Here is a 14,484-nt window from a genome sequence, read left to right as displayed (position 1 = left end):
GAATTATTTTAGCGGTGTCCTGATTTTTAGGTCGGGATTGCTATATTTGGGGCCTAAAATAGCATATTTTGATCATTACGATATGGCAAAGAAACCTGCAGCGGCTAAGTCTAAGGTAAAATATTCGAAGGAGACCTACAGCTTTTGGTATGAAAGCATGCTCCTGATGAGAAGATTTGAGGAGAAAGCCGGACAGCTTTATGGTCAGCAAAAAATCCGCGGATTTTGTCACTTATACATTGGACAGGAAGCTTGTGCTTCCGGTTCTATCAGTGCATTGACCAAAGACGATAAGTGGATCACTGCATACCGTTGTCATGCTCACCCACTAGGCTTGGGAACTGACCCAGGCGCAGTGATGGCTGAATTGTATGGCAAGGCAACTGGAACCACCAAAGGAAAAGGTGGATCCATGCACATTTTCGATAAAGAACGAAATTTTGTAGGCGGACACGGAATCGTAGGAGCTCAGGTTCCGATGGGATTGGGTCTTGGCTTTGCAGAAAAATATTTGGGTACAAAAAACCTTGCTATCTGCTACATGGGTGATGGAGCTGTCCGTCAGGGAGCTGTCCATGAGGCATTCAACTTAGCTATGCTTTACAAAGTGCCGGTGATTTTTGTGATTGAAAACAACGGGTATGCGATGGGTACTTCCGTGGCACGTACATCAAATGTGACCGAGCTCTATCAAATCGGTGAAGCGTATGACATGCCTTCGTTCCCTGTAGACGGAATGAACGTGGAAGCAATTCATGAAGCAGTGTCTGAGGCTGCTGACCGTGCCCGAAGAGGTGATGGACCGACTTTGCTCGAATTCAGAACCTACCGATACAAAGGACACTCTATGTCAGATCCTCAAAAGTACCGCACCAAGGAAGAAGTTGAAGAATACAAGCAGCGCGATCCAATCGAGCAGGTGTTGGCCACCATAAAAGAGAACAACATCCTTACTGAAGAAGAAATCGACGCCATCAATAAGAAGGTGAAAAAGCAGGTGGATGATGCGGTGAAATTTGCCGAAGAGTCTCCTTGGCCTGATGGTATGGATGCCTTCAAGGACGTCTATGTTCAGGAGGATTATCCCTTTGTAATGGAATAAAAATCAGTTCAAATCCCTTGAAAGCCATGAAGTCTTTCTGATTTCATGGCTTTTTTGTTTGGACTTGTGTATTTGATAAAAACCGTATATTTGCGACCGAAATTTGAGTATCATGGCAACAAAGCAAACTAAAAAAGTATCCCCCAACGATGTTCTGGAAAACCCGGAAGTACTCGCTCAGCGAATCGGTAGCGGTGAGGCTTTTTTGAAGAAAAACAGTAAAATACTTGGCGGAGTGTTGGCGGCGGCCGTTATTCTGATCGGTGGAATTCTCTTCTTCCAAATCAACAACCAAAACCAAAACGAGAAGGCTCAGGCCGAAATGTTCCAGGCTGTTTATTTCTACGAGCAGGACAGCATCGACTTCGCTCTGAACGGAGATGGCATCAACAAGGGCTTTTTAACTATCGTGGAAGATTATCCGAGAACTGATGCCGCCAACTTGGCACATTTCTACATCGGTTCCATTTACCTTTCTCAGAAGGATTTCCAAAATGCATTGACTCATTTAGAAGATTTCTCTTCGGATGATTACTTGGTCCAGTCCAAAGCATATTCTTTGATTGGCGATGCAAACTTGGAGCTTGGAAACATCGATGAGGCTATTTCAAATTACACGAAAGCCGCTCGCACCAACGAGAATAAATACACTACTCCAAAGTATTTGGCGAAGCTTGCCGTAGCGCAGGAAGAATCCGGTAAGGTGGAAGATGCGATTGCTACCTACACTGAAATCGAGGAGAAATACTACGAGTCATTCGAATACGCTGCAGCACGAAAACACAAAGCTCGCTTAGAAGGCCTTGCCGCTAAGTAATGCTGGTGTGTGTACCGCATAAATTAGAAGAGTAAGGCCCCGGGTCTTACTCTTTTTTGTTTTAATCCCATTTTCAAAAAGAAGAATTTCATGGCAACCGCACTAAAAAGCCTCAGCGAGCACAGCTCAAAAAACATTCAGGATATCAGTTCCAAAAAATTCGCCATTGTCGTTTCTGAGTGGAACGAGGAGGTAACTGAAGCACTTTTTTCCGGAGCATATCAGACCCTGGTTCAGCACGGAGCAAAAAAGGAAAACATCATTCGCAAAAACGTTCCCGGCTCCTTTGAGCTTTCTCTCGGTGCACAGTGGATGGCTCAGGACGAAAGCATCGACGCTGTACTTTGCCTGGGATGCGTAATCCAGGGAGAAACCCGTCATTTCGACTTTATCTGTGATGCAGTAGCTCATGGGATTACCAATGTCAGCCTGAAATACAACAAGCCGGTTATTTTTGGTGTTTTGACCCCAAACAACCAAAAACAGGCGATGGATCGAGCAGGGGGAAAGCATGGCAACAAAGGCGATGAGGCAGCTATCACCGCCATCAAAATGCTCGGATTTTAATTCTCAAACCTATACAGACTCTAGTTTACTTATGAAAATCATGAAATTCGGCGGTACCTCCGTGGGCCGTCCCGAGCGAATGCATCAGGTCAAAGATCTGATTACCCGTGGTGAGGAGCCTACCATTGTGGTACTTTCTGCACTTTCCGGCACAACCAACGCTCTTGTTGGCATTGGGGAGGCTTTGGCTGCCGGCAATAAAACTCTGGCAAAAGAGCGGATTGACACCCTTCATGCGCATTACTTGGCTTTCTATCCTGCACTTTTGAAAACAGCCGTTGGACAAGCCAAAGCAGAAGAAATTATCAGAGAGCACTTTGAATTTCTGAACATACTGCTGAAAATTTCATTCAACGAAGCCATCAATCGGGATATCCTTGCACAGGGAGAACTCCTTTCTACCAAGCTTTTTTATACTCTTTTGGAAGAACTGGAAATCCCGGCGGTATTTCTTCCTGCATTGGATTTCATGAGCATTGATGAAAACTCCGAGCCGGAATTGGGCAAAATCTCCGAAAAGCTGAAGGCAATTCTAGCCAAGCATCCGGAAGGAAGACTATTCATTACCCAAGGATATATCTGCAAAAACCACCGAAATGAGGTCGATAACCTGAAGCGGGGAGGGAGCGATTACACGGCTTCTCTGGTGGCTGCGGCAATCCAGGCATCCGTGTGTGAGATCTGGACCGATATCGATGGCATGCACAACAATGATCCCCGCATCGTAGACCGTACCCGTCCGATCGCAGAGATGTCCTTTGATGAGGCGGCTGAGTTGGCCTACTTCGGTGCCAAGATTCTCCATCCAGCTTCCATTTGGCCGGCACAGTTATACAATGTTCCGGTGAAACTGTTGAACACCATGGAGCCTACCGCTCACGGCACCTTGATCAAAGCTGAGGTGGAGACTACCGGAGTAAAAGCCATTGCTGCCAAAGACGGCATCACAGCAATCAAGATCAAATCCAGTCGAATGCTGTTGGCTTACGGCTTTTTAAGAAGGATTTTCGAGGTGTTTGAAAAGTATAAAACTCCGATCGATATGATCACTACTTCGGAAGTGGCGGTTTCGGTGACTATCGACGACTTAAGCCACATGGATCAGATCATTTCTGAGCTTCAGTCTTTTGGGACAGTCGAAGTGGATCAAAATCAGGCGATCATTTGCGTGGTGGGGAATAAAGTTGCCGAGACCAAAGGAGCGCTTCAGTCTGTCTTGGATTCTTTGGTGGATATTCCAGTGCGGATGGTGTCCTTCGGAGGAAGCAAGCACAACGTTTCCATATTAGTAGACGCACAATACAAAGTTCAGGCCTTGAAGAGTCTGAATGAAGGGGTCTTTACCTGGTAAAACCTAGTGGCCACTGATGAATCGATTTAAATCGCTTCATCGGTGGCTTTTCTTTTATTCCTAATTTTATCCCATGCAAACCGAAAAGCCCGGATTTCTTCAACGACTTCAGACCAAGTGGAAGCTTGAAAGTCTTTTTCAAGTGGTGATGGTTTTGGTGGTATTTGCCTGCACCGGATTCACGATCTTGTTTATAAAAAATCCCATTTTGAACTTCTTTGGCATCGAGCGGGGAGGAGGACAGGGATTTGTGAACACAGTTTTATATCTGCTTTTGGTACTTCCACTCTATCAGATTTTTCTGCTGATCTATGGTGCTATTTTTGGCCAGTTTAAGTTTTTCTGGGAAAAGGAGAAGCAGATTTTCGGAAGAATTACTGGAGTTTTCAAAAGGAAAAAATAAATCCGAAATCCGGTTTTCAAAATCAGCTAATCCGGCTCCAATTCACCGCTGTCTTTTTTTGTAGCCTGACCTGACGAAGGATCGGCACATTATCGGGTTGGCTCAAGTTAGGATCGTTCGACAAGAGCTGCTGGGCTGCATCCCTTGCCAAAGTCAAAATCGGAGCGTCTTTGCTCAGGTCGGCAATCAACAAATCCGTTATACCACTCTGTTGGGTTCCCATCAAGTCGCCGGGACCTCTCAATCTCAGATCTACATCTGCTATCTCAAACCCATCATTGGTCCGTACCATCGTTTCCAGCCGAACTTTGGAGTCTTTGGAGAGTTCCACTTTGCTCATCAGCACGCAGTAGCTTTGCTCCGCTCCACGACCTACCCTCCCACGAAGTTGGTGGAGCTGTGAAAGGCCAAATCGCTCGGCATTTTCTATGATCATCACTGAGGCATTGGGCACATTGACGCCAACCTCGATGACCGTGGTGGCCACCATAATCTTGGTCTCCCCTTTGATGAATCGCTGCATTTCATAGTCTTTCGCATCCGATTTCATTCCCCCGTGCACAATGCTGAGTGGATACTGCGGAAAAGCCCTTGCGATGCTTTCATAGCCATCCATGAGATTCTTTAAATCCATGGTTTCGGACTCCTCGATCAGAGGATAAACAATGTAGACCTGTCTGCCTTTTTTGACTTCCTCGTTAATGAATCCAAAGACTTTCAGTCGATCCTTGTCGTATCGGTGAACCGTCTGGATAGGCTTTCTTCCTGCTGGCAATTCGTCGATAACCGATACGTCCAGATCTCCATAGAGTGTCATTGCAAGTGTTCGAGGAATAGGTGTCGCCGTCATCACGAGCACGTGCGGAATGAATTCCTCGTTTTTGGCCCAAAGCTTGGCTCGCTGCGCCACTCCAAATCGATGCTGCTCATCCACGATGGCCAATCCAAGATTTTTGAATTGCACTACATCCTCCAAAAGCGCATGGGTTCCAATCAGGATTTTCAATTCCCCACTAAGCAGCTCCTCATGAATGACTTTTCGCTCCGATTTTTTGGTGGAACCGGTGAGTAGGGCAATTTTCAACCCCATCATATCTGCAAAATACTTCAGACCCTCAAAGTGCTGGTTTGCTAAAATTTCAGTCGGGGCCATCAGACAGGCTTGTGCTCCTGAGCTGATCGCAATCAGCATGCAGATAAACGCAACCATGGTTTTTCCGCTTCCGACATCTCCCTGGATCAGCCGGTTCATTTGTTTCCCTGACTTCATGTCTCCAAAGGCTTCCCGAATCACCCGTTTCTGGGCATTGGTCAGCTCGAAGGGAATATGGTTTTTGTAAAAATCTGTCAGCAACTCCGTGCTGGACAGGACTTGACCGCGGGATTTTTCAGTCCGGGTCACCTTCATCATCAGCAGTCGAAGTTGGAGGTAGAAAAACTCCTCAAACTTCAACCGCTTTCTGGCTCGGTGTAATAGCTCCGGGGCGCTGGGAAAATGGATTTGCCGGATCGCTTCCTGTTTGCCGATCAGTTGATATTGGTGCAGGATTTCAGGGGAAAGTGTTTCGGGGATATGCGGAAAGACCTGCGGTAAAAGGGCTTCCAGAATTTTGGAGATGCCTTTCGAGTCCAGATATTTTGCCCGCAATTTTTCAGTGGTGGAATAAACCGGCTGGAAATTGTTTCGGGTTTCGTTTGCAGCTGTAACGGGCTCAAGTTCAGGATGGGCAATGCTCCATTTTCGGCCATATTGGGCTGGCTTTCCAAAGAAAATAAGCGCCGCTCCTACAGGCAACTTCTTTTGCACCCATTGAATGCCTTTGAACCAGGTCATTTCCATCTCCCCTGTATCGTCAAAAACGTGCGCGACCAACCGTTTTTTGTTGCCATTGCCGATCAGTTCTACACTTTTGATTCGGGCTATGACTTGCACATTTTCGAGTTCGTCCGTGAGTTCCCGAATTTTGAAAAACTTCGTGCGGTCCTCGTACCGGAAGGGATAATGTTGGAGCATATCCCCATAGGTAAAAATATTCAGCTCTTTGTTGAGCAGTTCTGCCTTTTGCGGGCCGACGCCTTTGAGGTACTCGATGCGGGTATCAAAAATGCCTGACAAGTGAGCTGATTTTGGGAGAGAGCAAATTAAGCCCCGGGCTGATGAAAACCCAATGTTTGGGAATCAATTGTAGGTTTTTAGTACTTGAGTTCGGTCACGGTTTCCCATATCTCCAATAGCTTTTTCCTGTTTCTCTGTTGGTCTTGGAGGAAAATCATCTGGTTTTTGGCTCGGTGAAAGTTCTGCTCGGGATAGCTGACCCTATAGTAGATGTTTCCTTGCAAATGGTCTGTAAAAAACCGAAGCCCCATGATCAGGGTCATGATTTCCCCTCCAAAAAGCAGTGACTTGGCTTCTTCCAGAGTTGTGATTGCCTTTACCCCTTCCCAATATCCTTTGAGCAGCTGTTCAAAAATTTCCGGAATGAATCGAATTTCCGACCATTGGATGGAAGTCTCCGGCAGACTACAGGCCACCGTCCTTACCAAATCTCCAAAATCATACATCAGATAGCCACCCATCAGCGTATCCAAATCGATCAGGGCCTCCACTTGCTCCAGATTTTCGGAAAAAATCAGGTTGTTGATCTTAGTGTCATTATGAGTAACTCTCAGGGGTAGCTGATTTAGCTGTTTCAAATACCAATCGATCAGAGGGGATTGATTCAGGTAGAAGTCCAGAATCTCCTTTTCCTCCACAGAAAGATTATTCTTTCCCAGACTGACCTCTTTGAGTTTTTGATATCGAAGATCCAGTCGGTGAAAGTTGAGAATGGTTTCTTCCATTTCCTTTGCATCGATTTCTATGGCCCAGGAAGCAAATTCTCCATAGGCTTTGGCAGCGATTAAAGCCTGCCGGGGATTTTCAATTTGTTGAAGCGTTTTACCTTTTACAAAATCAAAAAGCCGATACTTTTTTCCTTCCAATTCGGTCAGTCGGTTTTGGCGGGAATTAAGAATCGGCAAGGGTAACTGAAAAGGAAGCGGTTGACTTTTTGCCAAATGGTATAGCATACCAAGATTATGATCAATCCGGGAAGGATAATTGAAGACCGCTTCATTAAATCCCTGGAGAATCCACTTTTTAGATCCATTGGTGACCAAAAGGGTTTCATGAATCAATCCTTCACCGAATGGAGTGATTTCCAGAGGTTGATTTTCCAATAGCGGATAGGCAGTTGAAATTGCAGAGGCGAGTTGAGAAAACATGCTGCGAAAATAGGGAAGAAAAGAATTTTTGCGGTTTTTGATTTTCCAAAAGTATAAATCGGGCAAAAGATCAATTTTGCGATTCATTTTTCAAAAAAATTAAAAAAGACTTTCTCTGTTTAGAAAAAATTTTTGTTAATTGTCCGCCAGTTTAAACCCAAAACTATGAATGTAACCATATTAGATTGGGGCATTATTGCAGCCTTCTTTATTATCTCGCTATGGATCGGTTTGTTTTCTGCAAAAGAGGCAGGGACATCTGCGAAAGAGTTTTTTCTTTCAGGTAGAAATATGCCGTGGTGGCTCTTGGGCGTATCCATGGTGGCGACCACTTTCTCCGCTGATACGCCTAACTTGGTGACGGATATGGTCCGCAAAAACGGTGTGGCAGGTAACTGGGCCTGGTGGGCCTTCCTCCTTACCGGAATGCTGACTGTGTTTGTCTATGCAAAACTCTGGAGAAGATCAGAGGCCACGACCGACTTGGAATTTTATGAAATGCGCTACTCTGGCAAGGGGGCAGCATTCCTTAGAGCTTTCCGAGCCATTTACCTCGGAGTGTTTTTCAATGTGGTGATTATGGCGACAGTTTCTCTGGCCGCAATAAAAATCGGAGGCGTTATGCTAGGCCTTTCTCCTGTCCAAACACTCCTGATCGCTTCTATTGTGACGGTGATTTACAGTTCTCTTGGTGGATTGAAGGGCGTTTTGCTGACTGACTTCTTCCAGTTTTTCATTGCTATGATTGGCTCCTTTGGTGCAGCATATTACGTGCTTGACCTTCCCGAAATCGGATCGTTGAGCAATCTTCTTGCACACGAGGAAGTGGCAAGCAAACTGAACTTCATGCCGGATTTCTCCGATCCAAACGTATACATTCCGATTTTCATCCTGCCCATTGCGATCCAATGGTGGGCGACTTGGTATCCTGGTGCTGAGCCAGGAGGAGGAGGGTACATCGCGCAGCGTATGCTTTCGGCCAAAGATGAAAAAAATGCAATCGGTGCCACCTTATTTTTTAATATCGCGCATTATGCACTGAGACCTTGGCCATGGATCATTGTCGCCCTAGCTTCTCTGGTAGTTTTCCCGAATATTTCGGATTTGCAAACAGCTTTCCCACATATTCCTGTGGACAAGTTGGGCGATGATTTGGCCTATCCAGCCATGTTGTCCTTCCTACCTACCGGCATGATTGGAATCGTCCTAGCATCCCTGATCGCTGCGGTGATGTCTACCCTCTCTACCCACCTCAATTGGGGATCGAGCTATGTTGTGAATGACTTTTACCTTCGATTTGTAAAACCTGAGGCCACAGATAAACAATTGGTGGCTGTGGGAAGAATATCAACAGTTGTATTGATGGCGCTTTCAGCCGTTTTGGCTTTGGCACTTTCATCAGCCCTAGATGCATTTAATATCCTGCTTCAAATCGGCGCGGGTACAGGGTTGATCTTTATTTTGCGCTGGTTTTGGTGGAGAATCAATGCCTATACCGAGATTTCTGCAATGGCAATCTCTTTTGCAGTGGCGATTTTCTTTGAAGTGCTCAATCCAAAAATGGGTTGGATCGATATTCCTGCTGATGAGTCCTACATGAAGTTGGTGTATTCGGTATCCATTACCACCATCGGCTGGCTGATTGTGACTTTCATGACTCAACCCGAGAAAGACGAGGTTTTACTTTCGTTCTATCGAAAAGTAACTCCGGCATCCTATGGGTGGAAAAAACTGCTGGACAGATATCCAGCTGAGAAAGAAGAAAAAGGTCAATTGGGTAAAGAAATCGGATTGATGATTGTCGGAACCTTCATGGTTTATGCCGCTCTTTTCTCGACCGGATTCTTCATTTATGGAAATATGGTGCCTGGATTTATTGCTGCCATTATCGCTTTGGTCGGTGGAGGCATTATCATCAAGTCCTGGAAAAACCTTCATTGATCCAAGCTGACATGACTAAAAAAGCCTGATTTCTCGGGCTTTTTTATTATTCTTTAAACTTCACCGAATTCATCAGGTGTGTCATATCAATTTTGATGTATTCAATGACCGGAGCAAGAGAGTCATTTTTTACAGCCGTGTTGAAATACAAGGCTCCCCGAAGGAAGTGAGTAGTTGAGTCCGTCACAAAAAATTGGAATTGGGTTGGCACCTCCCCCGTCAGTTCCGCTACCACTGCCGTATATCCATTTGGGGTAAGTAAAATACCTTCTTCAATTCCGTAAGCTTTGACTTGATGCTTTGCCGTGAGCTTGAACGCATCGTTGGAAAGGGTTTTAAAATCCACGCTCTTACCGTCAATCCGCTTATAGGTGAGGTGAATCTTAGCCCCAAGATCTCCATAATTCAGATTGATCCAGGCTTTTTCTGCGAGATTAAAAGAATCAGGCTCCACGGTACTGGCCTTGGAAAACTCAAAGAGATACGGGTATCCTTCTGACAGTGGTTGGTAGGTATGTGGAGGAAGATCTATTCGATTATATCCCGGTGGTTTGGGTAACCAAGTTTGCTCACAGGAAGTTAGCCCAATTGCCAGAATCAAAATAGCCGAAATTTTCTTCATAGGTCAAAATTAGGTTTTCCATTTGAATTGAGTCGGGAATAGAGGAACTTTAACTTTCCACCAAATTTTACAAGCTATGATGAAGACCATGAAATTGACCCTTGCCGCTACTTTTTCTGCGGTCCTAATGCTTTTCGGAGCTTATTCCCATGCCCAGACCACCAAAGAGGAATTCCTGAGCAAATGGGAAAACAGCAAGAAATTTACCCTGGATGTACTGGCTAAAATGCCTGACTCCGGGATGGACTACAAAACTGATCCCGGGGCTATGTCCTTCAAGGAACAGATTCACCACATCGCTACTTCCATTGCAGGGATTTCCAAAAATTACCTCAAAGGGGCTGAGGCAGTTCCAACCCTTGACCTCAAAACAGCTGATCGCGCAGCGCTTGCAAGCTATGTGGCGAACTGCTACGATTATGGGACGGCTACCATGAAGGCCTTGAGCGATGCGGATGCGGCCGAAAAACTGGATGTTTTTGGGAACTATGTTTCCCGAAGACAGGTGATGGCGGTGCTGATGGATCACAGTACACATCATCGGGGTTCGGCCATTGCCTACTTGCGGGCCAATGGTGTGGAGCCTCCGGCTTTTGTGGGATTTTGATATCCATTCCTGAAAAACAAAATGGCCTTGGTAATTCCAAGGCCATTTTAGCTTTATTTTTTCTTTTTGATTTTCAATCAAACCTACCCACTTCAAATCCCTTCATTTCCAAAGAAGTCTCCTTTTGCTGGTGCAACTCGGTAAGCAGGCGACCTGTGGCGGGAGCCATAGTCAGTCCAAGCATGGCATGACCAGCACCGACAAGCACGTTTTCATAGCCGGGAGCCATTCCGATGTAAGGCAATCCATCTGGGGAACATGGTCTGAGTCCTTTCCAGATCTGATCTTCTTCGGGGAACTTGGCCTTGAATGTTGGGTAATACTGATTGATGGATTCGAATATTCCTTTGACCCGGTTGAGGTTGACGTTTTGATTCGTGCCGGCGATCTCCAAGGTTCCACCAAACCGAACAAAATTCCCATAAGGACTGACTGCCACCTTTCGCTCAGTTAAGATGGTTGGAATCTGAATTGCAGGAGTATTGTCCTGGATGAAGCTGTATCCTTTACCTCCCATCAGAGGCAGGGAGAAGCTTAGCATTTTCGCCAGTTCTGCGGTCCAGGCACCGCCACAAAGGATGACTTTTCCGGCTTCGATTTTTCCTTTATCGGTCAATACTGACTTCACGTTGTTTTGAGTTTTATCAAAACCCAAAACCTGAGTATTAGGATGAAATTTCACTCCTTTTGAAGCCAAATTCTTCTTCAGGTAGCTGTAAAGCACTCCTGGATCGAGATGGGAATCCCCTGGAAAATAGACCGCACCACGAGCCTTCACTTCCAGATTGGGTTCGAGTTTTTGTACGTCAGTGGCATTCAGCACCTCTGCCTCCAGCTTATATTTTTTGGCTAGATGTGCCAGTTCAATTTCTTCTTTTTCTACAGCCTCGGTTTGATAGACCATCATAAGGCCTTTTTGAGAAAGGTGAACCGAAGATAGAGGGTGTTCTGCTTCAAACTCCTGATACAAAGCTTTGCTGAAGAGGGTCAGGTGATTAAGGTAAGGAATGCTTCTGTTAACCTGGGATTGGGATGTAGCCTTGAAAAAAAGTAAACACCACTGCGCCAGCTTGAAATCCAGTCTGGGATGGATGTAAAACGGGCTTTTCGAAGAAAACATCCAAGCAATCCCTTTACTGATCATCCCTGGAGCAGCCAAAGGTATGATGTGGCTTGGGGTAATCATGCCGGCGTTGCCTGTGGAGCAATTGTCAAGCATATCTGTTTGGTCAATGACCTCGACTTCGATGCCTTCTTTGTTGAGAAAATAGGCGGTAAATAAACCGACGATTCCGCCGCCGATGATAAGGGTTGGTTTCATAAACTAGTTAAAACTAATAACCTGGACAGACAAGCTTTTGTAAATGGGACGTATAATGTGAAAAGAAAATTCACTAAGGCCCCGGAAAACAGGCTGGATTAGCGCTTCGAATTTATTCCGGATACATGACCTTAATTTATCCTTAATTGACCAGAATCCGTCTAGAATTGACAAGTTTGCCACTTTTAAACAACGTTGTTATTTTCTAGCAGCAGGCGTTTCATACTGCTGACAGGATCCAATCATCTGGGATTGAAAGGCAAGATCATTTTTGAGGATATCGAAAAACCCCGAAAGGTATGCCCTAGCTGAATCAAATTCCGAATTGGAAAGGTGTATTCGGTTTTCATCAAGGATTTTCAGGAGTTGAGTTTCCTTTTGAAGATAATAGGCCCTGACCCACTCAGTAAGTTCCGGATTTCTACAGATTCCCCGGTAAAGCCTTTCAGTGACGTTTTTTATTGGGAGATAGTCGTAAGGCAACGCATAAGGAGCATTGACAAATCCGGAATAATCAAAATCATAAGCGACTGGGACATACATGCCATTTCCGATATCCAACATTCGAACGTTGTGTTGGGTAGTATTTGACCAATCGGTGTTTCCGATCATAAAGGCAAAAAAATCCTGGCTCAGGGCAAGCGTATCATTGATCAAGTGAGGCAAGACCAAGCCAGTTTTTTTCTGTTTGGCTTGATAATTTTTGGCCACTTGGTCTATATCCTCAAGGACAAATGCATTTAATGAATAGCTCTTGGCTTTTTTGTTTTGCCGATCTATCAGCGTCAAATTGACTAATCTGGTCCTAAAATAGTAAGGGCTGATCTCTTCATATAGTTTGTAGATGACATACTCCTTAACAGCCAAATGATTGTAATTCTCCCCTTCCTGACAGGGAAGTACCAACTTTAGGCTTCTGTTTCCTTGGAAAATGGTGTTTTTGGCTTCTCCGTTTGGGATTTTAAGCCAAAGCGGCGGAAAAAAGCATTGGGCCCTTCTGGAATTTCCCCTGGCTCTAAGGTCCACCGGGATGGAGTCCGGATTGCCCGCAGAGTCTTTGAATTTAAGCCAACTGGAAAAAAAGACGGTGTCTGACTCCGAATTTTTCAGGAATTTGATGTTAGTATCCATTTCCATATCCAATGGCACTTGGTCAGCAAATAGCTTGTCTTTTTGATAGGCAGCCGAGCGAGGTAGAAGACTGACCACAAGTACTAAGGTCAAGATTCCTTTGACTAAAAAATTTACCTGCATAAAAGTCGGAAATTAAGGTTCACTTAATTTAAGAATATTCTTTTTCCAGCTTACGGTTTTTAAAGTATGTGCCGGAAATCCCACCCTCCTTTTTCAAATTAGGAAGGCCTAATCGTTTCGGAATTATATCACCTGGAATCCATGCACATACGGGTCCTCATCGTCCAGTATGATGGTATTGTAGCCATAGACTTTGGCCCATCCTTCGATACTCGGTACAATGGCTGGTTTACCGGCTATTTTTGTTACTTCTTCAATTCGCCCGGTAAACTTGGAGCCGATGAAGCTCTCATGGATAAATTCATCCCCAGGTTTTAGCCAGCCTTTGGCAAACCATTGCGCCATTCTCGCCGAAGTTCCGGTGCCACAGGGGGAGCGGTCAATAGCCTTGTCTCCATAGAATACTGCATTTCGTGCAGTGCTGGTTGGATCAAGCGTTTTTCCCGTCCAGAGTACATGCGAAAGGCCCCTGATTCGATCATGTTCAGGATGGACAAAATCGTATTTCTCATTCATTTTCTGACGAAGTGCCCGAGCCATGGAGATCAGTTGTTCGGCTTTGTAATGTTCCAGTCCAGGAAAATTCTCCTGAGGATCCACAATGCAATAGAAATTCCCGCCATAAGCCACATCGACAGTAAGCTTTCCAAGTTCATCTGTTTCAATCTCGAGCCCTTCCGCTGCCAGAAAACTCTTGACATTGGTCAGTTTGACTGATTTTACTTTTTTCCCTTCCTGCTTGTATTCAACCAAAACCAATCCTGCCGGAGCCTCCATTCTCAGAAATCCCGGAGTTTTGGGATGAATCAGCCCTTCCTCAATGGCAATGGTGATGGTGCCGATAGTCCCGTGACCGCACATGGGAAGACAGCCGGAAGTCTCTATGAACAGGACGGCAAAGTCATTCTCCGGGTCATGGGGTGGAAAGAGCATAGAGCCGGACATCATGTCGTGACCTCGAGGCTCAAACATCAAACCGGTCCTGATCCAATCCAAGTTTTCCAGAAAGTATTGGCGCTTTTCCAGCATGGTATTTCCTTTTAGAAAAGGAACACCTCCGGAAACAACTCGGACAGGATTGCCGCAGGTGTGCGCATCGATACAACTAAAGGTATGTCTTGAAGGCATTAGGAATTGGAAAATTAAAAGATTCTAAAATTGGAAGATTGGTATGGAATATCAACTCGAATAGTTCAGATTGATTGGATGAGGAATTGAAGGTTAACTCTAGTCAG

13 protein-coding genes are annotated in these 14,484 nt (G+C 45.2%); 7 read left to right on the top strand and 6 right to left on the bottom strand.

Annotated features, from left to right (window positions below; translation table 11 throughout):
* Positions 1–82 precede the first annotated feature (82 nt).
* From pdhA to D0X99_RS02580, 5 genes are all read left to right on the top strand, one after another.
* Positions 83–1,102, top strand: a complete 1,020-nt coding sequence (pdhA, locus tag D0X99_RS02600) for a pyruvate dehydrogenase (acetyl-transferring) E1 component subunit alpha (protein ID WP_119476070.1) — start codon at positions 83–85, stop codon at positions 1,100–1,102.
* A 112-nt stretch (positions 1,103–1,214) separates the two neighbouring features.
* Positions 1,215–1,919, top strand: coding sequence for a tetratricopeptide repeat protein (locus D0X99_RS02595; RefSeq protein WP_119476069.1), 705 nt, complete (start codon positions 1,215–1,217; stop codon positions 1,917–1,919).
* A 90-nt stretch (positions 1,920–2,009) separates the two neighbouring features.
* Positions 2,010–2,486, top strand: a complete 477-nt coding sequence (ribH, locus tag D0X99_RS02590) for a 6,7-dimethyl-8-ribityllumazine synthase (protein ID WP_119476068.1) — start codon at positions 2,010–2,012, stop codon at positions 2,484–2,486.
* Positions 2,487–2,517: 31 nt separating this feature from the next.
* Positions 2,518–3,837, top strand: coding sequence for an aspartate kinase (locus D0X99_RS02585; RefSeq protein ID WP_119476067.1), 1,320 nt, complete (start codon positions 2,518–2,520; stop codon positions 3,835–3,837).
* Between the two features lie 73 nt (positions 3,838–3,910).
* The gene (locus D0X99_RS02580) at positions 3,911–4,240 is read left to right on the top strand and encodes a DUF6787 family protein (RefSeq protein WP_119476066.1); all 330 of its coding nucleotides are present in this window, start codon (positions 3,911–3,913) and stop codon (positions 4,238–4,240) included.
* A gap of 22 nt (positions 4,241–4,262) precedes the next feature.
* Here the strand turns inward: D0X99_RS02580 and recG are convergent, their stop codons facing one another.
* Positions 4,263–6,356: an ATP-dependent DNA helicase RecG gene (gene recG, locus D0X99_RS02575; protein ID WP_119476065.1), complete on the bottom strand. Its 2,094-nt coding sequence runs from the start codon at positions 6,354–6,356 to the stop codon at positions 4,263–4,265.
* A 77-nt stretch (positions 6,357–6,433) separates the two neighbouring features.
* Positions 6,434–7,591, bottom strand: a complete 1,158-nt coding sequence (locus tag D0X99_RS02570; RefSeq protein ID WP_119476064.1) for a phosphotransferase enzyme family protein — start codon at positions 7,589–7,591, stop codon at positions 6,434–6,436.
* Positions 7,592–7,669: 78 nt separating this feature from the next.
* On the opposite strand from D0X99_RS02570, the gene D0X99_RS02565 reads away from it, so the two are divergent.
* Positions 7,670–9,445 (top strand): sodium:solute symporter family protein, encoded by a 1,776-nt coding sequence (locus tag D0X99_RS02565; RefSeq protein ID WP_119476063.1) that lies wholly within the window; start codon positions 7,670–7,672, stop codon positions 9,443–9,445.
* A 46-nt stretch (positions 9,446–9,491) separates the two neighbouring features.
* Here the strand turns inward: D0X99_RS02565 and gldD are convergent, their stop codons facing one another.
* A complete protein-coding gene (gene gldD / locus D0X99_RS02560; protein WP_119476062.1) occupies positions 9,492–10,067 on the bottom strand; it encodes a gliding motility lipoprotein GldD in 576 nt (191 codons plus the stop codon).
* 88 nt (positions 10,068–10,155) lie between these two features.
* On the opposite strand from gldD, the gene D0X99_RS02555 reads away from it, so the two are divergent.
* Positions 10,156–10,674: a DinB family protein gene (locus tag D0X99_RS02555; RefSeq protein WP_233553631.1), complete on the top strand. Its 519-nt coding sequence runs from the start codon at positions 10,156–10,158 to the stop codon at positions 10,672–10,674.
* Positions 10,675–10,747: 73 nt separating this feature from the next.
* Here D0X99_RS02555 and D0X99_RS02550 read toward each other — a convergent pair whose 3' ends face one another.
* The 3 genes from D0X99_RS02550 to D0X99_RS02540 form a co-directional block, all read right to left on the bottom strand.
* Positions 10,748–11,995: an NAD(P)/FAD-dependent oxidoreductase gene (locus D0X99_RS02550; protein WP_119476061.1), complete on the bottom strand. Its 1,248-nt coding sequence runs from the start codon at positions 11,993–11,995 to the stop codon at positions 10,748–10,750.
* A 198-nt stretch (positions 11,996–12,193) separates the two neighbouring features.
* Positions 12,194–13,219 (bottom strand): hypothetical protein, encoded by a 1,026-nt coding sequence (locus D0X99_RS02545; protein ID WP_158587668.1) that lies wholly within the window; start codon positions 13,217–13,219, stop codon positions 12,194–12,196.
* Between the two features lie 153 nt (positions 13,220–13,372).
* Entirely contained in the window at positions 13,373–14,377 is a 1,005-nt protein-coding gene (locus tag D0X99_RS02540; RefSeq protein WP_119476059.1) for a 4-hydroxyproline epimerase, read from the bottom strand.
* Positions 14,378–14,484: the final 107 nt, after the last annotated feature.

Origin of the sequence: Algoriphagus lacus (assembly GCF_003583985.1) — a bacterium.
GTDB classification, from domain to species: domain Bacteria; phylum Bacteroidota; class Bacteroidia; order Cytophagales; family Cyclobacteriaceae; genus Algoriphagus; species Algoriphagus lacus.
The sequence above is the reverse complement of the archived record's forward strand: the minus strand, read 5'-3'. Positions and strand labels throughout refer to the sequence as shown.